We start from the raw sequence: 22500 nt of genomic DNA, 5'->3' as shown, positions 1-22500 counted from the left end.
CTTGCGGGCTTTTATAAGGTTAAAATTAATAAACTAACCACACTATAAATTATAAAAAACGACAATTATGGGCTATTTATTTGCAGTTACCCTACTTTGGGCTTTTTCATTTAGTTTAATTGGTGTGTACCTAGCAGGCCAAGTTGATGCGTGGTTTAGCGTATTAATACGAGTTGCATTAGCCACGTTGGTTTTTTTACCCTTTTTAAAACCTAAACTTACCTCAAAACCACTCGCACTTAAGCTAATGCTGATAGGCGCTGTGCAACTGGGTGTTATGTACAGCTTTTACTATCACTCCTTTTTATTTTTAAGCGTACCCGAAGTGTTGCTCTTTACCGTTATGACGCCGCTTTATATAACACTTTTAAACGATGCACTTAATAAGCATTTTAATCCTCGCTTTTTTGCGGTTGCGCTTATTGCCGTACTGGGCGCGGTAGCTATTCGCTGGGAAAGCCTCAATAGTCATTTCATCATCGGTTTATTACTGGTTCAGGGTGCCAATATTAGTTTTGCCACCGGACAAGTAACTTATAAACGTTTAATGGCCACTAATCAGCTGGATGACAAAACCGTATTTGGTTGGTTTTTTATTGGCGCCTTAGTGGTGGCGAGTGCTTGCTACGCTTTATTTGGCAATACAAGCAAATTACCGAGTACACCTACCCAGTGGGGTATTTTAATATATTTAGGTATTGTAGCCTCGGGCCTTGGTTACTTTTTATGGAACAAAGGGGCAACAAAAGTAAATGTGGGAGCATTAGCCGTTATGAACAACGTGCTTATTCCTGCCGGTATTATTGTTAACGTGCTTATATGGAATAAAAATGCCGACATTGTGCGCTTAAGTATGGGGGGTGCAATTATGTTAGCGGCACTGGTAATTAATCAAATAGGGACAAATAAACAGAACGTCACATCCTTGTAGCTAATTTGTCATTGAATGCGATTAGGGTTGAATAAAATAACGTTAAGGAACAAACATGAAACATCTCACCCTAATAACAAGCTCAGTAATACTTGCACTACTGAGCGGCTGCGACGACGATGTCGAAGTTGTAGAAAAAGACGTAGTCGTTACAAATACCACCGTTGAGGTTGTTGAAGTACCGACGCCTGTAATTGTTGAAGTTGCAAAAGGCGAGGCGCCTGATATTCAATTAGGTACTCGTGCCGACTACCTTATTAACGATATGGCACAGAGCGATTTAAAAACAAAATTAGAATCGTGTACAGATGGGCCATTTTACCGTACAGATTTTTCTATTGGGCATCGTGGTGCGCCAATGCAATACCCTGAGCATACAAAGGAGTCTTATATAGCTGCGGCGCGTATGGGTGCAGGTATTGTCGAGTGCGATGTAACCTTTACCAGCGACAAAGAGCTCGTGTGTCGCCACTCTCAGTGCGATTTGCACACCACCACCAATATATTAGCCATTGATGAACTTGCCGCTAAATGCAGTGTGCCTTTTACTCCAGCTAACGCGGCCAGTGGCACGCCTGCCACCGCTAAATGCTGCACAAGCGATATCAGCCTGGGCGAATTTTTAACGCTTGAAGGTAAAATGGATGGCGCCAACACCCAAGCCACTACTGTTGGTGAATATATGCAGGGCACGCCCAGCTGGCGCACCGATTTATACGCCACAGGTGGAACATTAGTAACTCATAAACAAAGTATTGAGTTATTTAAAAGCTTGGGTGTAAAAATGACCCCAGAGCTAAAATCGCCGCAAGTGAGCATGCCTTTTGAGGGAATGACACAACAGCAATACGCGCAAAAAATGCTTGATGAATACACGCAATTGGACGTACCAAGCAGTGATGTGTACCCGCAATCATTTAATCTTGATGATGTGAAATATTGGATAAATAACAACCCCGACTTTGCAAATCAAAGCGTATATTTAGATGGCCGTGACAGCGAAGCGGGCTTTGATCCAAGTAACCCTGCAACGTGGCAACCAAGTATGGAAGAGCTAGTAGCCGATGGCGTTAAAATATTAGCGCCCCCTATTTGGATGATGCTCACCATAGACAACGAAAGTAATATTGTCCCCTCACAATACGCCATTGACGCAAAAGCTGCAGGGCTTGAACTGATAGCATGGAGCCTTGAGCGCTCGGGGCCTCTTAACGAGGGCGGAGGCTACTACTATCAATCAATCGCCGATGTTATCGATAACGATGGCGACATGATGACGGTGGTTGATGTACTCGCGCAGGATGTTGGGGTTATGGGTATATTTTCGGATTGGCCCGCGACCGTAAGCTACTACGCAAGTTGTAATAAAATGCCTGCAAGCATTTAAAAAACCAGTATCAGTGGTCGTTTATTTTTTTGCGCTCAGTTACCATAACCTTATTAATTATTTAACTGAGCGCTTTTATGATAATCCAACACCATAATACCGACCTAGCCACCCCAACAGGCTTAATGCGTACTACCGTTTACCGCCCACAAGCAGCTGGCCAATACCCAAGTATTATTTTTTACTCGGAGATTTTTCAGCAAACCGCGCCTATTGCGCGCAGCGCTGCTATTTTAGCAAGCCACGGTTTTGTTGTGTTAGTGCCTGAGGTATTTCATGAGCTAAACCCGATTGGTACTGTACTTGCGTATGATGACGCGGGTAAAGATAAAGGCAATGCCGATAAATGGCAAAAGCCACTTGAGCACCACGACAGCGACACACAAGCACTCATCGACTTTGTACAAAGCCAAGATTACTGCACTGGCACAGTAGGCGCCATGGGAGTGTGCATTGGTGGGCATTTAGCTTACAGAGCCGCATTAAACCCACACATAAAAGCCGCATTTTGTTTATACGCCACCGATATTCATAGTGATACCTTAACTGCTAATGCAGGTAACAATTCGTTTGAACGCATGGCTGATATTCAAGGTGAAATACACTTTATTTGGGGTAAGCAAGACCCACATGTACCGCAACAAGGCCGAAGTAAAATTTACCAGCAATGTGTAGCCACGGGTATTAACTATCACTGGCAAGAAGTAAACGCACAGCATGCGTTTATGCGTGATGAGGGCGAGCGTTACGATGCCGCGCTTGCAATTACTATGTACCAACAAGCGGTTGCATTATTTAATCGTACTTTGTAATTAAGTGCGGTTTTACGTGCTTTTTAGCATGCCCAGTGCAGTATGTTGTTTAACAAAATAGGCTTTTAAATAATCAATAAACAACCTGAGCTTTTTGGAGCCTGCCGCCCCAGGTGGAAACACGCCATAAAGCTCAATATCTTTTGTTTTATAATCATCGAGTATTATTTCTAACAGCCCTGCTTGCACTTTAGGCCACGCATCATACAACGGAATGCGCCCAAGCCCGTGCCCGGCCTCTACAAACGCGGTACGCGCAGCGGCATTATTGGTGCTTATGCCGCCTTGTAGTATTACATCGTATTTTTTGCCCTCTTTGCTAAGGGTTAATGTTTTACTGCTAAGTTGGTACACCACCCATTTATGCAAGGCTAATTCAGCTGGCGTTTTAGGTTTGCCAAAGTGTTCAAAATACTCAGCTGAGCCACAAATACAGGTACTCATGGTGGTTAGTTTGGTGGCTTGTAAGTTTGAGTCACTTAAAGCGACCCCACGAATAGCAATATCAAAGCCGTTTTTTATTATATCAACCACATCATCGGTTAGTTGCAGGTCTATTTCAATTTTGGGGTATTGGCGTTTAAACGTATTAATTGCAGGCACAATTAGTTGCATGCCTACATTAACGGGGCAGCTAATTTTTAATACTCCTTGTGGCTCACTTTTAATGTTTTCTATTTGCTGATTAGCTGCGTTTGCTTGTTCTGTGATCACTCTACAGCGCTCATAATACGCAATGCCCGCCTCTGTTAGCGCCATAGTGCGGGTTGAGCGATTTAGTAGCGTAACTTCTAATTGCGTTTCTAATTTTTTAAGGTGATAACTTACCACCGCACGCGTTAACCCCAACTGCTTTGCTGCCGCGGTTAAACTGCCCTGCTCGACAATTTGCGCAAATACCACCATGCTTTTAAGTTGCTCAAACGACACTTTCATCACAAATCCACCAATGATTATTCAACCCAATAATTGTATCAATAATTAAACCAATAAAGTTAAATTTATCATCGTTGTTTAAATCCTTTTAAGTGCATATAGTTATTACAGCACCTTGGTTAACACCAAGCTTTAATTTACTCACTAATCGAAGGAATATTGTTATGGCTAAAAAAATACTTATGGTACTTACCTCACATTCAGAGCTTGGCAACACAGGCGAAAAAACAGGTTTTTGGGTAGAAGAATTTGCAGCACCATACTATGCATTTGTTGATGCTGGTGCAGAGGTAACACTTGCTTCCCCTGCGGGTGGCCAACCGCCAATTGACCCAACTAGCACGCTTTCTGACTTTGAAACCGATGCAACAAAGCGCTATGACAACGACAGCGCAGCACAAACACTTATGGCAAACACCAAAGTATTAAGTGAAGTAAACGCCAGCGACTTTGACGCGGTATTTTACCCAGGCGGCCACGGCCCACTATGGGATTTAGTAGATAACACAGATTCAATCTCACTTATTGAAAAGTTTGTAAAAGAGCAAAAGCCAGTAGCGGCTGTTTGCCACGCAAGTGCCGCTTTTTTAAATGTTAAAGATGCACAGGGCAATGCGCTCGTAGCCGGTAAAAAAGTAACAGGCTTTACTAACTCAGAAGAAGCCGCCGTGCAATTAACAGACGTAGTGCCATTTTTAGTTGAAGATGAACTCATTAAAAAAGGCGGCGATTATCAAAAAACTGACGACTGGGGCGTATTAGCGCTCGAAGATGGTTTAGTGATTACAGGCCAAAATCCAGCAAGTTCAGAGCTTGCGGCGAAAAAACTATTAACTAAACTAGGTTAAAATAACCCCTGTGCGCGGCGTATAACGCCGCGCTTATTAAATCGCTTTTAATAGCGAAAACATACTCCTATACTGGTACAAAACAATTCTACTAAAGCGTTTATATGCCAACTACCCCATCATCATCTTCACTGATAACCAGTACGCGATTTGCAATATTTAGCGTAGTTTTTATATGCCTAATACTACAAGTGATCAATAGTTTACCTGGCATTACGCTTAATGGTTTAGGTATTTACCCTCGCAGCGTTCAAGGGTTAATCGGTATTTTATGCGCCCCATTTTTACATGGCAGCTGGTGGCACTTTGCTAGCAACATGTTGCCTTTTGCTGTACTTAGCTGGCTAATTTGCCAATACAGTGTAAAACGCTTTTATACCGTGTTTATATTTACTGCGTTAATTGGCGGGCTATTAGTGTGGGCCTTTGGTCGAAGTAGTTTTCATGTTGGATTAAGCGGCGTTATTTATGGTTTATGGGGATTTATACTGTGCTATGGCGTGGTTAGGCGCTCATTTAAGTCTATTGTTATTGCCCTAGTAGTGGCAGTGCTTTACAGCGGATTTATTTGGGGCGTGTTACCACAACGCTTTCATGTCTCGTTCGAAAGTCACCTTTTTGGTGCGTTAAGTGGGTTCTTTTTAGGGTATAAACTTGCCAAAGCAGATAAATTAAAAGCACGATAATTTTTTCATTGCCTTTAATTAATTTTTTACGCCCCCAGCTTGTTATCTATGAGTATATAAATTAATTACATTTTTAAATTGAGGTTATTTATGAGTAATGAACACGAATACACGCCGCCTAAAGTTTGGACGTGGGACAGCGAAAGTGGTGGTAAATTTGCTAATATTAACCGCCCTATTGCCGGCGCCACTCATGACAAAACCTTAGACATTGGCAAGCATGCGTTTCAACTTTATTCATTAGCCACGCCTAATGGCCAAAAAGCGACCATTATGTTTGAAGAGTTATTAGAGCTTGGCCTAACCGATGCCGACTACGATGCCTATTTAATTAACATTGGCGAAGGCGACCAATTTGGCTCAGACTTTGTTGATATTAATCCAAACTCTAAAATTCCTGCGCTAATGGATCACTCTACCACGCCACCAACACGCATTTTTGAGTCGGGTTCAATTTTACAATACTTGGCAGAAAAATTTGATGTGCTAATCCCAAAAGATTTTAAAGCCAAGACCGAGTGCCGTAATTGGCTATTTTGGCAAATGGGTTCAGCGCCTTATTTAGGCGGCGGATTTGGTCATTTTTATAGCTACGCACCAACAAAAATGCAATACCCAATAGACCGTTTTACTATGGAAACTAAACGCCAGCTCGATGTATTAAATCGCCACTTAAGTGAAAACGAATACATGGCGGGTAGTGAATACTCTATAGCCGACATTGCCATTTGGCCTTGGTACGGCTCGTTGGTGCTTGGAAAATTATACGACGCCGCTGAGTTTTTAGATGTTGCCTCTTACACTCATGTAATGCGCTGGGCAGAGCAAATAGCAAAGCGCCCCGCTGTTAAACGTGGTCAACGTGTTAATCGCACCTGGGGCCCTGAAGAAGAGCAACTTAGCGAACGACATAACGCCAGCGACTTTTAATCTAACAGCCCATAACAAGACATTGTGTTATGGGCATTTTTTTATTTAAAATCTGCATTTTCCCTGTCATTAAACTATATTTATTATTGTGTTTTTATAAAATGTAACCTGCTTTACCCGCATTACTTTTCATAAGGCTTTAATGAGTGCAATATAAAAATTTAAATAGTGATGAACGCAGAGAAGCCGTAAAACTTTTATATTCTAATGCTTTATCTGGCATTGGTGTTTCGGCGTTAGTTAGCTTTGTACTTGTATTTGCATTTGACCTAACGGATGAGAGAACAAATCAAGAAAAAATAATTTGGCTTTTTTTTATGCTGGTTGTTTTAGCAGCAAGGCTAATGGATGTTATTTACTTTAACTACACCAAAGAAGTTAACCAGCCTTTTAATGCAAATAGCTTTTTAAAACGCTTTTCGGTGGGGTGTATAGCGACCGCGATTTCGTGGTCATGTTACGCACTGTGGTTTCATAAAAGCTCATCCACCGTTGAAATTACCACCACAATAGCTATTTTGTCGGCATTTGCTGGTGGCTCAGCCAATTTGCTCTCGGGTAGTCGCTTTACCTCGGTGTGTTACAGCATTATTTTATTAATGCCTTACTCTATAGTACTAACCTTATCTGATGACTATTACCACTATGTATTAGGCTTTTTGGGCATTACTTTTTCGGCAATTATGATCGCCTCTTCTTATAAGTCGGCCACATTTACCCAAACAGCCATAAAATTACGAAATCAAAACCGCGAACTACTTAACGAAATGGAAAGCAAAGTAGAAACACGCACAGAAGAAATTTACCGTTTATCAAACACTGACCCACTAACAAGTTTATTAAACCGTACCGCTTTTTTAAAAGTGGCAAATAAACAGCTGGCAGATCACCCCGAGGAAAAACTCGCTTTACTGTTTGTAGACTTGGATGGCTTTAAGCAAATTAATGACTCTATGGGTCATAAAGTTGGCGACCAAGTACTTAAAGAAATAGCCGAGCGACTCACTAACGTTTGCACCCGCCACTTATACAAATGCCGCTGGGGCGGAGATGAATTTTTAATTTTAACAACCTATGAGGATGAACAAGACTTATTTGATTTTTCCAAAAAGGTTATTAAAAGCATTCGTGCCGAGCATGAACGATACAAATACCAAAGCTGGGTATCTGCCACTATTGGCATAGCGTTATTTCCTGAGCATGAGGGCGATTTAAGCGCGTTAATTCGTTCAGCAGATTTAGCTATGTACCATCAAAAACGTATTGCCAAAGGCTGCGTAAATATTTACAACAACGACTTAAAGCGCCAACAAGAGCGCGAACAATTGCTCAGTAAACGCTTGGCAAGTGCAATAAAAGACAACGGCTTGCGGTTAGTGTTTCAGCCTATTGTGGATAGCCAAACAGCGAAGGTAACCTCGTTTGAGTCACTTTTACGCTGGCAATTAAATGACGAAGCGATATTTCCTGATGAATTTATTGCCATTGCCGAGCAATACAACCTCATAACCGAACTTGGCTTATGGGTGATTGAGCAAGCGTGTGTGCAAGCTTGCACGTTTAAAAACGTACAACCCCCTATTGCTGTGAGCGTTAATGTATCTGTAATACAACTTCAAGACCCTGATTTTGTCACTAAGGTTGTAAATATCGTTGATCAATACGGCGTAAAGCCAGAAAACCTGCACCTTGAAATCACTGAATCTGTGTTTGCTGAGGATAAGCTCACCTTTTTAGCAGCAGTAAAAGAGCTGCAAAAACAAGGATTTTGTATTTCTATTGACGACTTTGGTACTGGGTACTCATCCTTGTCGAGCATGTTAGATATTGGTGTAGACATAGTAAAAATAGATAAAAGTTTCATTCAAAACATGGATAAGCGAGGCTTAAGTATAATTCATGCGATTGTGCAAATGGCCTCAACACTTGATTTTATAGTAGTCGCTGAAGGTGTAGAAACCCTAGAGCAAGCCAACATGCTAAAAGAAATTGGCGTGTCTCACCTACAAGGTTATTACTTTTCAAAGCCTATGGAGCAACACTTTGTAGATTCGTACCTCAAAGAGCAAAACAAATTGTGTAGCTAGCAGTATGAAAAAACTCACTAAAGAGCAAGTCTATAAACGCCTTAACAACGATGAAGACGCACGCGCCTGTAAAGACATAAACGAAGATGACTGCAAAGAGGTGGCCGGTAATTTTATTCTTTTATTAACAAGCCAGCTTTTTAGTAAATTTGCCGATGCCCTCCTCAACCCTAAAGTCACTCTGCCTTGGTTAATGCAAAGCTTAAACGTGCCAAGCGCGTTTATAGCGTGGCTGGTGCCTATAAGAGAATCGGGCTCTTTATTACCACAATTAGCGATAGCCAATATTATCCGTAAACTCTCTGTAAGAAAGTGGGTATGGGTTTGCGGTGCATTTGCCCAAGCTTTATGTATTGGCGCTATGGTTGGTGTTTCATTTGTGTTAGAAGGCGCTCAGGCTGGCTATGCAATTTTAGCTCTGCTGGTGCTCTTTAGTCTCGCCCGCGGGTTTAACTCTATTGCTGCTAAAGATGTATTAGGCAAAGTTATTCCTAAAAAAAAGCGGGGCAATATTAGTGGCCTGGCGGCAAGTATAGCTGGCTTTGCAACACTCACTTTTGGTTTAATGATGTGGTTTTTTTCGGGGCAAAAAGAGCAAAATACGGTATTAATTGCGCTGTGTTTAGGCGCCGTTTTGTGGGTTGTTGCTGCACTTTTTTATAGCCGCATAAACGAATACAAAGGGGCGACACAAGGCGGTAAAAATGGCTTTTTAAATGCGCTAAGTAAATTAAAGCTGCTTTATCAAGATAAACAATTTGCACACTTTGTAATTACCCGCGCCTTTTTACTTTGCTCAGCCCTAAGCGCGCCTTTTTATATTATTTTAGCAAGCTCTCAGCAGTTTGAATTTTCATTATTGGCAGTATTTTTAGCCGTGTCTGGCTTAGCAAGTTTAATTTCTGGGCCAATATGGGGAAGACTCAGCGATTTTTCTAGCCAAAAGGTGCTTGTGATCAGTGCGTTACTTGTCACCATAAACGGGGTGAGCGTGTTTGTAATAGCCACATGGTATAGCCAGCTGTTTGAATATGCTTGGGTAATACCTGGTTTTTATTTTTTGCTATGCATTGCTCATCAAGGCGTGCGGCTCGGGCGTAAAACCTATTTAGTAGATATGGCACAAGGCAATAAACGCACTGATTACGTGTCGGTTAGTAATACTGTAATTGGCATTTTGCTTTTAATGTTAGGCAGTATAGGGCTTTTAGAGGTGTTTTTATCAACCGCACAGCTTATTTTGTTGTATAGCCTGCTCGGTTTGTTAGGTGCTATTAGCGCGATTTTTTTGCCTCAAGCGGAGTAATACCAATGCGCAATAATACGTAATCAATTAAGCGAATTAGTATAATAAAAAAGCCCAACAAAATAATTGCCGGGCTTTGGACTTAAGACCTAAGGATAAACAGTCAGCTTTACCTCAAGTTATAACACCTAAGCAGTTACATTTAGCAGTGAGTCACCTTCACTTAAACCAAATTTTTCTTGTACCGATGAAAGAATTGATTCTTTATCTTCATCAGATAGCTGGCTTGAATACTCAGTTAATAACTCATCTAAGTAGCTAACCACTTCGTCAGTATCAACAGATTCTAGCGAGTTTTGCGGCGGCGGTGGCGGGCGCTGCCCTTCAGGGCGTCCTGCATCGCCAATACTTTTAGCGTCAAAATCAAGTTCGCTCATTAAATCAGCCAACTCTTTTGTCGGCGAGATCCCCTGCTCTTCAAATGCAGCTTGAATACTTTGCGCATCTTCCGTGCTGAGGTTTTGTGCATCAAATTCTGCAAGTGTTTCTTTAACAAACTCAGTTTGCTCTGAAGTTAAAGCGCTTACTTGGCTAGATTGTTGAGTCATAAAACTCGCTGAACTACCAATACTGTTGATCATATTTTTCTCCCTTAACGTGAGCGGCGTGGTGGCTTGTGTTCACTTAATTCTTGTTCGCTAATTTCGCCATTCCCATCGGCATCTATTTCGTCAAAAATAGTTTGCGCATCGCCTTGCGGTGGCGCACTTTCGCTAAATTCTGCAAGGCTAATCACACCGTCACCATCTGCATCTATGCTTGAAAAGTCAGGTTTAGGTGGTGGGTTATCACCGCCTCTGGCTGCAACATTGGCTGAAAAAGCCATTGATAATAATGCAGCAACGGCAAAAGTAGAAAAATGCTTCATCGTGGTCACCTTGGGTTAAATATTAATAAAGGGTATGAATATAAAGTACGCTTAAAAAACGCAAACATTGTGCAAACAATAAGGAAATAAAAATAAATCCGATTTTTATCATGTTATTTTTACCTTATTCGGTATTTCGGTTATTGTGATAACTAATTACTTAAAACCACTTTCAATACCTGTTTGAGAGCTAACATACTAAGGACTTATTAACATACATGTTTAATCTTCCAATTTTTCTAGTTGTATCGCAGTGAAAATACCTAAACGCCTCCAGCCACTCGTTGATGATGGCCTAATTGATGAAGTGATAAGCCGCTTAATGAGCGGTAAAGAAGCGGATGTATTTGTGGTGCGCAGCGGTGGCGAAATTCGCTGTGCTAAAGTCTACAAAGATGCCGTTAAACGCAGCTTTAAAAAGGCAGCTCAGTATCAAGAAGGCCGGAAAGTAAGAGGCGGACGCCAAGCCCGCGCCATGGGTAAACGCTCTAGTTATGGGCGACAACTAGAAGAAGAAATTTGGCAAAATGCAGAAGTAGACGCGCTTTCACGTTTATCACGCGCTGGCGTCAGAGTTCCTGATACTTATTACTGTATTGATGGTGTGTTGTTAATGGAGCTTGTGTGCGATGAAGACGGAGATGTTGCTCCACAGTTAGGGCATGTGACCCTTACACAGCAAGACGCTATTGAGCAGTACAGTATGATGGTTCATTATATTAAATTAATGCTGTGCGCTGGTATTATCCACGGTGACTTATCAGAATTTAACGTACTTGTTGATAGTAAAGGGCCTGTAATTATTGACCTTCCACAAGCTGTAAACGCCGCAGCCAATAACAGTGCGCAAGCAATGTTTACGCGCGATGTAAACAACATACGTCGTTATTATGCGCAGTTTGCACCTAGCCTATTAAACACTCATTACGCTAAAGAAATGTGGGCACTGTTTGAAGAGGCCAGCTTAACGCCAAACACTGTGCTCAGCGGAGAATTTGAAGACAGTAACGAATCTGCAGACGTAGATGCGGTACTCGATGAAATACAAGCGGCCGAATACGAAGAGTTCGACCGTTTAGAGCGTATTAAAAACGCTGACGATGAGTAAAACTGCGCTCACGTTTAGCTATTGAGGATGAACAAACCGATAGCCCACACCGTAAACCGACTGAATAACACTGTCGGTTTGCGTTACTTCATCAAGCTTTTTACGTAACTTTTTTATGTGGCTGTCTATAGTACGGTGGCTAACTATACGTTGGTCTGCGTACATGGTGTCCATTAAGCTATCGCGTGAATAGATTCTGTTAGGGTTTGAATACAAAGGCTTAAATAGCTGAAATTCAAAATTAGTAAGTTCTATACTGCTATTTTTATAATTTACACTGTAAGTACTTTCATCCAGTGTCATGGCATTATTTACCGGCTCTTTTGTGGTATTAACACGCCTTAAAATTGCTTTTACTCGCGCCACCAGCTCAGCATAACTAAACGGTTTACAAATATAGTCATCGGCGCCCAGTTCAAGTCCGAGTAACCGGTCAATCTCCTCCACCTTTGCCGAAACCATAATAATGGGCACATTAGAGAACTTTCTTATCGCTTTGCACAGCTCTATACCGCTTTGCCCTGGCAACATAATATCTAATAAAATAACACTTGGCTTATTACTTTCAAGCCAGCTAAGTACTTCATCACCATGATGAATAAGGTGCGTTTGATAATGATGGCTTGTTAAAAAGTCGCTCATTAAATTGGCAAGTTTTATTTCATCTTCAACAATGAGTATTTGCTCACTCATACTTATCCTCTACTGAACTAATAAGGGTAATTTAATAACAATGCCAAGCCCGCCAATACTGGCTTTTTCGGCTGATATTTCGCCATTATGACCTTTAACTATATGCTGACAAATAGACAAACCTAAACCAGAGCCTCCCTCTTGGCGATTGCGAGAGCTGTCTACACGGTATAAATATTCAAACAAGTGCGATAAATGCGTTTGCTCAACGCCTATCCCGTTGTCCTCTATTATAAGCTCTAAATAGGCTTGGCCTTTAATATTTACGTTATTGGCACTTAAAGAAATAGTTGAGCACTGGGCGTAATGCACCGCATTCATTAATATATTATCTAGTAATTGCAGTATACGTGTTTTATCTGCGTTTACTGTGGTGTTGTTAGCACTATTAAGAAGGTAAAAATTAATAGCGTGCTGCTCAAAAATAACGTGATACTTTTGCTCTATGGAGTTAAGTAAAAAGCCTACGTCGGTAGGTTGCATGGTGTAATGCATGCCACCTAGCTCTGCGCTGTTTAGCATGTGTAGGTCGTCAATCAAGCGTTTTAAATGCAGCGCTTCATCGTTAGCAGAACTTATATTTTTATTATTTGGTTCACGTATTCCAAGCAGCATAGCTTCGAGCTCACCGAGTAAAATGCTCATTGGCGTTCTTAGTTCATGAGAAATATTAGCTAACCAGCGTTTACGTACTTGCTCATCTTTAGCGAGCGTAAAGGCCAAGGTATTAAAATCTTCACTAAGCTGGCCCAGCTCGTCTTTTCTATCTAATAAAAGTTTGGTGCTGTACTGCCCTTTGGTTAGCTTATGCATACCACTGGCTATTTGCTTTACAGGGCCAACTAAATGCCTTGCCAGTAAAAAAGACAACATTAAGGTAAGTAGCCCTGCGGTTAACGCAATAAGCCATAAATAGTTAGTTTGTTGCTTTAAAAAATCCAGCTCGTACCCATCTGCTAGGCTTTTTCTTTTTGAAACAGCAAGGTAAGCAATTGTTTTACCTTCAAGCTCTATGGGCGTTTTAATGTACTTTAAATCCTCAAATAATTTACCAAAAATACGCTGCTGGTTTTCATCCAGTAGTGCATAGTGCGCGGCATGCTCGGGCGGTGGGCGTCGATCTCGTTGCGCCATATGCTGTGGGGGTCTGGGTCTGCGTTCACCGCGAATTTCTGGGCGCTGTGGCATATCGCGTAAACTAGGTAAAAACTGGCTTGATTGCAATTGCGATTCAACCAACCTTAAAAAGCGCTGATCGTTACCTATAATTTTATCCCACGAGGGAGTTTGCGCGTATTTATTAGCCAGCTGTACCGCTAATGGCTCTAATGCTTTTACTTCTTTGGCGTTTACAAAATCAATAATACCTTGGCCAATACTGTACTGAATAAGCACAACTAGCCCTGCAATAATGCTAAAGGTGAAGCTAAATAATATTAAAAAAAGTTTGTTATGAATTTTCATTTATTTTTTATAAACCTGACTCTAAAAGCATTTGAGCTGTTATTTATTGCGTATTTTTTTACTGCTAAAACGTATTTTTAAAAGCTCTAAGCCCTTTAAAGAATAGTCTGTAATAACAATTGTATTAATTGCGTGTTCTATTATAGCGACTTATAAATAGCGCCTTTAACAACAACGTATAACGTTAACAAGTAAAAGTGCAAACAATGTGCATTATATGAAAAATTACGCTCAAAAAAGGCGACCTAAGTCGCCTTTGTTATTAATCGTTTTTTAAATGCTTATCAAAAAAATCGAGAAACGCTTGTAACGTTTTAATTCTATGCGGCTGATAGGACAAGTAATGATCGCCATCTTCTAGCTCAATGTAAGTAACATCTTTATCTTCGTCATCTAGTTCATCTTCCATTTCTCTACTATGGTAAATAGGGACAACACTGTCGTCGCTACCATGCACAAGTAAAACAGGTTTGTTGATTGATTTAGCAAAATTGACCGGCGAATTGGCCTCTAACTTATCGCTATTTGTTCCAAACTGTTTTCGTACTATGTCTTTGTTTGTAAAGTGGCGGGCTTTACTCACAATATGCTCAAGGTCAGTTACCCCTGCAAAACTTGCCGCACATTTAAATGTTTCAGGGTGTTTAATAACAGCCATTAAGGCGGCATACCCACCGTAGCTTGCGCCACCAATACAAATTTTATCAGCCTGAGCAATCCCTTGGTCTATTAACCAATTAGCTCCATCTTGTAAGTCATCTTGCATGGCTAAACCAAAACCTTGGATCGACTGCATTAAAAAGTCATAACCATAACCGCTTGAGCCACGAAAGTTAGGCTGTAACACGGCATAACCATTATATGCCAGTAGCGCAGTCCAATAGTCAAAGCCTGCATAGTCTCGCGCCATAGGCCCACCATGTGGAAATATAATAGTGGGTAACTTATCGCCTTTCTCATAGCCAACAGGCAGCGTTAAGTAGCCTTCTATAATAAGCCCGTCACGTGCTTTATAGCTAATGTGTTCTTTACCGGCGTATACGCTTTCGTTAATGTGTGGGTAAACGTCTGCAAAAAATGTTAAGTCACCTCGCTTTCTGTCACCTAACATGTAGGCGCCTGATGTTTTATCTGAGCTGACATAAAGTACATATTTTTGCTGATCGTCGCTGGTGCTAACAATATCCATTTCAAATGAATCTTTAGGTAGTGATGCTCGTAAAGAGCGATGTAGCTTGTCTAAGTCTTCATCCCAATACGCAATACCATCTTCTAAATGCGAATGCGTAAAGCCTGCCACTTCGCCAGTTTTACGGGAGTAAAAAATATCGCCATCGACATCATACTTGTCGTCGCTAAAAATGAGCTCACGTTTGTTAGTTGTTAGATTAAGCTTAAATAATGCATCACGCCCTTCATGTAACGCAGTGATGTATAAAAAGTTAGGGTCTTTATCAAAGCCAAGTATCGAAATGCTTTGCTCACTAAATACTTCGTAGCTAAATAGTGTTTGCCACGACTCATTTTGCTCGTTGTACAGCTCGTAAGTAAATTGTGTTTCATCCATTTTTTTAGCAATACGAACCTTGCCTTGTCTATCAGCAAACCAACTGGTTACATCTGCACGAGCACGTTGTATTTGTTTTTTGCGTAAGGTAGTTAGGTCAAGTTCATACACCGCAGGGGTATTGGCTATTTTAAAATCGCCCTGCACGAGTATTTTATTTTCTTGTTCCGGTAAAAAGCTAATAATTCGGTCAGAAAACTGAGGCTGCTTTTCATCACGCGTGTTGTTTGCTCTAAACGCCAGTTTTATTCCTTTATCATCACTTAGATTATACGAATACATTAATGTAGACGCATACTTAACCCCACCAAATTGATATTTAATGTATCGTGCGCCCAATAACAACACATCATTATTTGCCCAACTAAACCAGTCAAAAAATACAGTGTGGTTATCCGATTTAATAATCGGCTTGCCCTTGCCTGTTGTAAGGCTTTGCACCATTAAAACTAAATCGCCATCAAGGTTTCTAACATACGCAATGTTATTTCCATCTGGTGAGAGCTTAACTTGGCTTATGCTTTTTAAGCCTGCAAACGCTTCTATGGGTAGCTTTTTATCAGAGGCTGATAGGCAGCTAAAACTAAGTAGGGCAAATACTAAAGTGAGGTAAAGTTTAGACATTCAATATCCATTTGTTTTTATAAGTAACGCTTAATGAGTTAACAGTAAGTGTATAAAGTTAATCTGTTATTTTACAATTGTGGCCGCTTTAGTAAAAATTTATCTTTAGTAGAGCTAAAGTAGTCTCCACCCATTTTACCTACGCTGTTTAATCGCGTGGGGTCTATATAGCCATTCACTAACACGTTATCGTCAATATAAATCCCCACCACGTTGAGTAGCATAACTTTGCCGCCACCTGGTTCGTCGCTTATCTGAATAACGTCTCTTAAAGTACACTCGTATCTTACTTTAGCCGCTGCGGCGCCTGGGGATGTTACGTGTGTACTGGCGATTGTTTCAATATTTGCCGCCTCAAATTCACTCACATTATGCGGATAATTAGCGCAGCTTTGATTCATTTTTTCTACTAGCTCTTCACTAACAATATTAACCACGCAGTTGTTAGTGGCTTGAAGGTTTAAAAGCGTGTCTTTATTGGCTTTGTCGCGTGGGTTTACTTGGGTCACGCTCAGCACGGGCGGGTTACAACTGGCCACTGTAAAAAAAGAGTACGGGGCAATATTAGCAATCCCCTCTTTACTAAGTGTGCTTACCCAAGCAATAGGCCGTGGGCTAATACCCCCCACTAAATACGAGTAAACATTGTGCTGCGTGCTTTGCGTTAAATCTAAAAACATAATTTCCCTTTATACGTCGTACTGCAAATCGTAAAAGCGCTTTATTGCGTACAGTATTTCATAACTGCAGCCACTTTTTTAAATATGCGCAAAAAAATAAACATAGTGTGGTTTAAACGCGATTTACGCCTTAGCGACCATCAACCACTTAAAAATGCATTTAGTGATGATTTACCCACGTTACTGCTATACAGCTTTGAGCCACTAATGCTTGAGGATGCACATTATAATGCGCGCCATTGGCGTTTTGTTTATCAATCAATAGGCGAAATAAATCAGCAGCTAACTCGCTATAAAGCAACGCTGTATATTTTTAACCAAAACATGCTGACACTGTTAAACACGCTTAATCAAACATACCAAATAGCAAACATATTTAGCCATCAAGAAATTGGTTTAAACAATACCTTTGAGCGCGATAAAGCCGTGGCTACATGGTGTAAAGCTAACAAAGTTAACTGGCTTGAGTCACAAACGGGCGGCGTTATTCGTGGCAAAAAAAACCGTAAAGATTGGAACGCACGCTGGCAACAAACAATGCAGGCCCCTATTGCTATTCCTAATTGGAAAAACATAAAAACCATTACACTTAATAACTACCAAACACCTAAATTACCCCACAGCTACACGCAAAATGATGACAACTTTCAAATAGGTGGGCCTTTAACTGCGCACACAATATTGCAAAGCTTTTTTGCTGAGCGCGGTAAGGGATATCAAAAAGGCATATCTAGCCCCAGCTTAAGCCGTATTCATTGCTCTAGGCTTTCGCCTTATTTAGCGTGGGGTAATATTAGCCTTAAACAGGTTTATCAAACCGCTATTGATGCATACCATGCAAAACACCCAAGCAAAAAAGGCTGGAAGCGCCCGCTTGCTGCATTTGTATCGCGTTTGCATTGGCACTGCCATTTTATGCAAAAATTTGAAAGTGAGAGTACGATGGAATTTAAAGCGCTCAATGCGGGGTATCATCAGTTCCCATATAGAAACGATGACAACGTACAACACGATATTGAGCGCTGGGCACAAGGCCAAACGGGTATACCCATTATTGATGCCTGTATGCGCTGTTTAAAAACCACGGGCTATATTAATTTTAGAATGCGCGCTATGTTGGTTAGCTTTGTAACGCATCATTTAAATATAAGCTGGCAGCAGGCAAGCTTACCTTTGGCAAATTACTTTTTAGACTTTGAACCTGGCATTCATTACCCACAAATACAAATGCAGGCCTCAGTTACGGGTATTAACACCATTAGGCATTACAACCCAATTAAGCAATCTGAAGATCAAGACCCAACCGGCGCCTTTATTAAAAAATGGTGCCCCGAACTTGAAAAGCTGCCGATAGAATATTTACACGAGCCTTGGCAACAAACACCAATGGAAGCGTTGTTTAACGACTTTAAACTTGGTGAGGACTACCCCGAGCCCATGCTTGATTTAACTCAAGCCTCCAAACAAGCGCGCGAACGTTTATGGCAATATCGCGAGCGCGCCGATGTTAAACGTGCAATTCCTAACATATTAAAAAAGCATGTAGGGCTTACTCGTACACATAAAAACACCGCAACAAGTAATTAATATGGCACATAAAAAAAGTCACTTACCACAAAAAATGTGCCCTGTTTGCAATAAGCCTTTTGCGTGGCGTAAAAAGTGGCAGCGTGATTGGGATAACGTTATTTACTGCTCAGAGCGTTGTAAACGTAATAAAAAGTAAAGGTATTAATCCTTTATGCTATGCGTGAGCTGGCGTCTATTTTGCAAAGGTATGAATAACTCGGCTTTTAAGGCTGTATTTAGGTGTTTTATGTAAATAACGCTTAATAAGCCTGAAAAGCTTACATGCAACGCAAGGAGAAGATGATGACGATTAAAAAAACGGCAAACTCAACCTGGTCAGGCGATATTAAAACAGGTAAAGGCAGTATTTCTACACAAAGCGGCGCACTTGATAAACAACCATTTGGTTTTAATACTCGCTTTGAAGACGAGCCTGGTTCTAACCCAGAAGAATTAGTGGGAGCTGCGCACAGTGCCTGCTTTAGTATGGCGCTTTCGCTTGCACTTGGCGATGCCGGTTTTAAAGCCGATAAAATTGATACTAAAGCCACCGTAAGCCTTGATGAGGTTGATGACGGCTTTGCAGTCACCCATATAGCGCTTGAAGTAAACGCACGTATTAAAGATATTGCTAACGAGCAATTTCAGGCATTGTGTGAGCAAACTAAAAAAAGCTGCCCTATTTCAAAGCTACTTAATACCGAAATCTCCCTAAACGCAACGCTCGACTCAACCGCATAAAACGTAATTTTTAAACCTTACGGTTTTACGCGTTAAGCCAGGTAACCTGTTACTTGGCTTAACACTCATCCCTAACCCTTTTTGAGTTATTTGAGTTTAATAACTCATTTAGCAGTGCTATACCCATCCCTAAAGCAGGCCAAACTACCCATAAATTATTTGGCGATGTAATTAAGTTTATCGCGGTCAAAAATACCAAAACCACAAAGTAACGTGTTAAATTATCAAAAAATGCTGGTGTATTCATGTTTGCTCTCCTCTTAAAATGTAAGGTTATTATTGCCTTAATTTTTAAGCCTGAAAGGTGCTATTTGTCATCAGTTAATATGACATTAGTCATAAATTTATAGTGGCCCCTTCAAGCGCATCTCTACAAATACTTATACAAACATACAGTTACTTACAATTATTTAAATGTATTTTAAAGAGTATTTAATATAATACCTTTTCTAGATACACCTATTTAATTATAAGAAAGGATACTTATGCGCTACTTAATACCACTCTCTTTACTTGCACTTAGCTGTGCTAAGTCAGTAAACGCTGAACAATCAGCATCAAAGCAATGGTTTAATACAATTAACTACGCAAAAATTGATTCACGCTATTACAGCGATAATGTGTACGGATTATCTACGCATTATTACTTTGAAGAGCAACAAAGCTCGGGAGTGTGGGATGATTATGGCTACCTAGATACAGATAGTAATATAGGCTTAAATTACTTTAATTCAGATGGTTTTAGTAGAAAAGGGATTTTTGGAGAAGGCTTTTACGGTAATGCTTTTGCAACCATAGAGCTGCCTAATATTGGCGATACTGATACCTATTCACTTGGCATAGGTTACTTATTTGTTGATTCGTTAAAAGTATCTGCACGTATGGTAGATTACGAATATGGTGACACAGTTTATTTGTTTAAAGCGCAATATAATCACCAAATTAATGACACCGACTACATTGGTTTTACTGTTGAGACGGATGATGAAATAGAGTCGTGGGACTTATCATCACGTTACTTTGCTCACCTTTACGATGAACGCTACTTTACTATAAATGCTGACTATCTCGATGCTGGCGATGATTCAATTTTTAATGTGTTGGCAAATTATTACTTTAATAAGCATGTTGCAGTTGGCGTTGGTTTATACGACTCAGATTTAGTTGTTGAAGGTAAATACTTTATCAACGATAACTACTATTTTACAGCTAATTACACCGATAACGATGACTACGATATATACAATCTCAGTTTTGTAGCTCAGTTTTAGTAAATACAAAAAAGCCGCCTTGCTGGAGTCACTTCTGTTAAACAAGGCGGCTTTTATATTAAAACAGCTATAGCTTACATATTACCTAGCTCTATCATCATTGCGGTATACATACGTAAATTAAGCGCTAATTGCTCAAGCGTAATAAATTCATGCTCTGAGTGGCCGGTATAACGTTTGCCTGGCATTGAAGGGCCAAACGATACGGCATTATCAAATAGCTTTGCGTTAGTGCCGCCCCCTATTGATACAAAGTCAGCTTTTTCGTCACCTGTAAAATGTTTAAAAATATCGAGCAGCTTTTGTGCGTGCGGTGCGTTATCTAACAGCATAGGTGTACCAATAATGGTCTCGACATTAGTAAGCGTTACGTTATTTACCGTTTCCCATTCCTTAATCGCACTGTTTATTTGCGCTTTAAGTAAGTTTTCATCTTTACCAACTGGGCGGCGCGCGTTAATGGCTAACGTTAGTGCACTACCATCGCGTTCAATTACGGTAGGGGCTACGCTCATTGGGCCCATGAATTCATGCTCGTAGGCAATATTACCAAATTGCTTACCATGAATATCTAAACCAATTAATTGATTTACAAATTTTATAAGCTGGCCATCGCTATTATTTTCAAGTGCGACGTCTTTAAATAGCTCGCTCAGATGTGCAATAGCATTAACGCCCGACTCTGGCTCTGATGAGTGCGCAGACACCCCTTTTACAGTTATTTTTAAGCCTTCAGCTAGCTCTTCAAAGTTAAATTCAACTTCACTAAGTGTTTTAGCTTTAGCTTTTAATGAGTTAATAACTGCAGCGCTTGCGTTATGCAGCACTAAGCTTGCATCTTCTGGTATTTGGCTTTTAAACGCGCCGCCCGCTAAATCACTCACATACATACCGGTTTGTTTTGAGGTAGCATTAAAAGTAGGAGCAATTAAGCTCCAGCCTTTCTCGGCTACTACAACTGGGTATGATGCATCAATGGTTACGGCGTATTTTGGCTGCTCGTAGGTTTTCATAAATTCAGTAAGCGGGCCCCAGTCAGATTCCTCCGCTAGGTAAATCATCAGCTCTATGCGGTTATCAAGCTCTATGCCTTTATCTTTAATCGCTTTCATGGCGTATAGTGCGGTGGCTATTGCGCCTTTGTCGTCTTCGGTACCGCGCCCGACTAATTTGCCAGGCTCTGAGGTATCAATAATAAATGGGCTTTGCTTCCACTTACTGGCATTGGCAGGTTGTACGTCTCCGTGGGTTACAACGGTAACCTTTTCGTTTTGATCTCCCATGCCTATAAGCACGGTGTAGCCTAAGTCTTGATAATCAAACCCAAGCTCTGCAGCTTTCATTTTTAATACAGATTTGAAATTAATAAAGTCAGGATTTTGTGGCGCGGGTATCGACTCTTTATTTACCGTAGGAAAAGCCACTAAATTAGTTAACGTGTGAATTTGTGATTGTTGATAAGTATCCACAGCGTAATCGGCAACACTATCAATATTTGTATGTAATTGTGCATGTGCGCTAAAAGCAAATAAAGCACTGCAAAGCAAAGCTAACTTTTTCAAAACGTATCCTTTTGTATGAATCATTACTACCAATGCGCAATAATAAATCGCTTAAATAATTAAATTGGTATTAAAGCTAAATTATACCGCCAAGCAATAGTATTAAATAGCGCTTTGCGGCAGGGTTACAACAATCGCGCTTTAAATTTAGATAGCGGCTTACATTGCATTGGTTGTATAATGCGCGACCTTAATTAATCAGAGTATTAGTACTAATGAACCGCCGCAAAAAAATTGTCACCAAATTTCAGAAAAAAGATAAACGTGCTAATGCTAAATTGCATAAAAGTAGTAAACCGGCGTATGTATCAAAAGCAGAGCGTGAAAAACTAGCTTTAGAGGCGCAGCAAACAACCAACGCCGAGCAAGTTACGCCAACATCAGATTAAACTAAAGCGCCAAGCAACCTATTCTCAACGCTTTATATGGG

The 22500-nt window shown here is 40.6% G+C and carries 23 protein-coding genes; 14 read left to right on the top strand and 9 right to left on the bottom strand.

Features of this window, described 5'->3' with window-relative positions:
* Positions 1–67: 67 nt before the first annotated feature.
* The 3 genes from MSC25_RS07560 to MSC25_RS07550 all read left to right on the top strand — a co-directional run bounded on the left by MSC25_RS07560 (position 68) and on the right by MSC25_RS07550 (position 3130).
* Positions 68–931, top strand: coding sequence for a carboxylate/amino acid/amine transporter (locus MSC25_RS07560; protein WP_154944792.1), 864 nt, complete (start codon positions 68–70; stop codon positions 929–931).
* 55 nt (positions 932–986) lie between these two features.
* Positions 987–2318: a glycerophosphodiester phosphodiesterase family protein gene (locus MSC25_RS07555; RefSeq protein WP_248443051.1), complete on the top strand. Its 1332-nt coding sequence runs from the start codon at positions 987–989 to the stop codon at positions 2316–2318.
* A 77-nt stretch (positions 2319–2395) separates the two neighbouring features.
* On the top strand, positions 2396–3130 hold the full coding sequence (locus tag MSC25_RS07550; protein WP_055252990.1) for a dienelactone hydrolase family protein: 735 nt from the start codon (positions 2396–2398) through the stop codon (positions 3128–3130).
* 12 nt (positions 3131–3142) lie between these two features.
* On the opposite strand, the gene MSC25_RS07545 is transcribed toward MSC25_RS07550, so the two are convergent.
* Complete coding sequence (locus MSC25_RS07545; RefSeq protein WP_024034243.1) at positions 3143–4066, bottom strand: LysR family transcriptional regulator; 924 nt, start codon at positions 4064–4066, stop codon at positions 3143–3145.
* A 164-nt stretch (positions 4067–4230) separates the two neighbouring features.
* Here MSC25_RS07545 and MSC25_RS07540 point away from each other — a divergent pair, with 164 nt between their 5' ends.
* The 5 genes from MSC25_RS07540 to MSC25_RS07520 all read left to right on the top strand — a co-directional run bounded on the left by MSC25_RS07540 (position 4231) and on the right by MSC25_RS07520 (position 9923).
* Entirely contained in the window at positions 4231–4914 is a 684-nt protein-coding gene (locus MSC25_RS07540; protein WP_248443049.1) for a type 1 glutamine amidotransferase domain-containing protein, read from the top strand.
* 104 nt (positions 4915–5018) lie between these two features.
* A complete protein-coding gene (locus MSC25_RS07535; RefSeq protein WP_024034245.1) occupies positions 5019–5600 on the top strand; it encodes a rhomboid family intramembrane serine protease in 582 nt (193 codons plus the stop codon).
* Positions 5601–5690: 90 nt separating this feature from the next.
* Positions 5691–6530: a glutathione-dependent disulfide-bond oxidoreductase gene (gene yghU, locus MSC25_RS07530; RefSeq protein ID WP_004587400.1), complete on the top strand. Its 840-nt coding sequence runs from the start codon at positions 5691–5693 to the stop codon at positions 6528–6530.
* 146 nt (positions 6531–6676) lie between these two features.
* The gene (locus MSC25_RS07525) at positions 6677–8617 is read left to right on the top strand and encodes a bifunctional diguanylate cyclase/phosphodiesterase (protein WP_248443047.1); all 1941 of its coding nucleotides are present in this window, start codon (positions 6677–6679) and stop codon (positions 8615–8617) included.
* Positions 8618–8621: 4 nt separating this feature from the next.
* Positions 8622–9923, top strand: coding sequence for an MFS transporter (locus tag MSC25_RS07520; protein WP_248443045.1), 1302 nt, complete (start codon positions 8622–8624; stop codon positions 9921–9923).
* 128 nt (positions 9924–10051) lie between these two features.
* Here MSC25_RS07520 and MSC25_RS07515 read toward each other — a convergent pair whose 3' ends face one another.
* Together MSC25_RS07515 and MSC25_RS07510 are read right to left on the bottom strand one after the other, a co-directional pair.
* A complete protein-coding gene (locus MSC25_RS07515; RefSeq protein WP_004587402.1) occupies positions 10052–10504 on the bottom strand; it encodes a hypothetical protein in 453 nt (150 codons plus the stop codon).
* An 11-nt stretch (positions 10505–10515) separates the two neighbouring features.
* On the bottom strand, positions 10516–10791 hold the full coding sequence (locus tag MSC25_RS07510) for an EF-hand domain-containing protein (RefSeq protein ID WP_055252984.1): 276 nt from the start codon (positions 10789–10791) through the stop codon (positions 10516–10518).
* Between the two features lie 253 nt (positions 10792–11044).
* Between MSC25_RS07510 and MSC25_RS07505 the strand changes: the two genes are divergently transcribed.
* Entirely contained in the window at positions 11045–11899 is an 855-nt protein-coding gene (locus tag MSC25_RS07505) for a PA4780 family RIO1-like protein kinase (protein WP_024034251.1), read from the top strand.
* 18 nt (positions 11900–11917) lie between these two features.
* Here MSC25_RS07505 and MSC25_RS07500 read toward each other — a convergent pair whose 3' ends face one another.
* From MSC25_RS07500 to MSC25_RS07485, 4 genes are all read right to left on the bottom strand, one after another.
* Complete coding sequence (locus MSC25_RS07500; protein ID WP_029773415.1) at positions 11918–12592, bottom strand: response regulator; 675 nt, start codon at positions 12590–12592, stop codon at positions 11918–11920.
* A 9-nt stretch (positions 12593–12601) separates the two neighbouring features.
* Complete coding sequence (locus MSC25_RS07495; protein WP_248443043.1) at positions 12602–14056, bottom strand: ATP-binding protein; 1455 nt, start codon at positions 14054–14056, stop codon at positions 12602–12604.
* A gap of 262 nt (positions 14057–14318) precedes the next feature.
* Positions 14319–16247: a prolyl oligopeptidase family serine peptidase gene (locus MSC25_RS07490; RefSeq protein WP_096042075.1), complete on the bottom strand. Its 1929-nt coding sequence runs from the start codon at positions 16245–16247 to the stop codon at positions 14319–14321.
* Between the two features lie 71 nt (positions 16248–16318).
* Positions 16319–16927 (bottom strand): flavin reductase family protein, encoded by a 609-nt coding sequence (locus MSC25_RS07485; RefSeq protein ID WP_248443041.1) that lies wholly within the window; start codon positions 16925–16927, stop codon positions 16319–16321.
* 84 nt (positions 16928–17011) lie between these two features.
* On the opposite strand from MSC25_RS07485, the gene MSC25_RS07480 reads away from it, so the two are divergent.
* The 3 genes from MSC25_RS07480 (at position 17012) to MSC25_RS07470 (ending at position 19237) form a co-directional block, all read left to right on the top strand.
* Entirely contained in the window at positions 17012–18514 is a 1503-nt protein-coding gene (locus MSC25_RS07480; protein ID WP_248443039.1) for a deoxyribodipyrimidine photo-lyase, read from the top strand.
* A 1-nt stretch (position 18515) separates the two neighbouring features.
* Positions 18516–18653, top strand: coding sequence for a DUF2256 domain-containing protein (locus MSC25_RS07475; protein ID WP_024034255.1), 138 nt, complete (start codon positions 18516–18518; stop codon positions 18651–18653).
* A gap of 146 nt (positions 18654–18799) precedes the next feature.
* Positions 18800–19237 carry an OsmC family protein gene (locus MSC25_RS07470; protein ID WP_029773410.1) on the top strand — a complete coding sequence of 146 codons (438 nt, stop codon included), beginning with the start codon at positions 18800–18802 and terminating at the stop codon, positions 19235–19237.
* A 58-nt stretch (positions 19238–19295) separates the two neighbouring features.
* Here MSC25_RS07470 and MSC25_RS07465 read toward each other — a convergent pair whose 3' ends face one another.
* On the bottom strand, positions 19296–19484 hold the full coding sequence (locus MSC25_RS07465) for a 2TM domain-containing protein (RefSeq protein ID WP_248443037.1): 189 nt from the start codon (positions 19482–19484) through the stop codon (positions 19296–19298).
* Between the two features lie 238 nt (positions 19485–19722).
* Here MSC25_RS07465 and MSC25_RS07460 point away from each other — a divergent pair, with 238 nt between their 5' ends.
* The gene (locus MSC25_RS07460) at positions 19723–20508 is read left to right on the top strand and encodes a putative porin (protein WP_248443035.1); all 786 of its coding nucleotides are present in this window, start codon (positions 19723–19725) and stop codon (positions 20506–20508) included.
* Between the two features lie 74 nt (positions 20509–20582).
* On the opposite strand, the gene MSC25_RS07455 is transcribed toward MSC25_RS07460, so the two are convergent.
* Positions 20583–22070: a dipeptidase gene (locus tag MSC25_RS07455; RefSeq protein ID WP_248443033.1), complete on the bottom strand. Its 1488-nt coding sequence runs from the start codon at positions 22068–22070 to the stop codon at positions 20583–20585.
* A 215-nt stretch (positions 22071–22285) separates the two neighbouring features.
* Between MSC25_RS07455 and MSC25_RS07450 the strand changes: the two genes are divergently transcribed.
* The gene (locus MSC25_RS07450; protein ID WP_248443030.1) at positions 22286–22459 is read left to right on the top strand and encodes a DUF2986 domain-containing protein; all 174 of its coding nucleotides are present in this window, start codon (positions 22286–22288) and stop codon (positions 22457–22459) included.
* The last annotated feature ends 41 nt before the right edge of the window (positions 22460–22500 follow it).

The sequence above is a fragment of the Pseudoalteromonas sp. 1CM17D genome, from assembly GCF_023161805.1.
Classification (GTDB): Bacteria; Pseudomonadota; Gammaproteobacteria; order Enterobacterales; family Alteromonadaceae; genus Pseudoalteromonas; species Pseudoalteromonas atlantica.
This window is presented reverse-complemented; position numbering and strand designations above follow the sequence as displayed.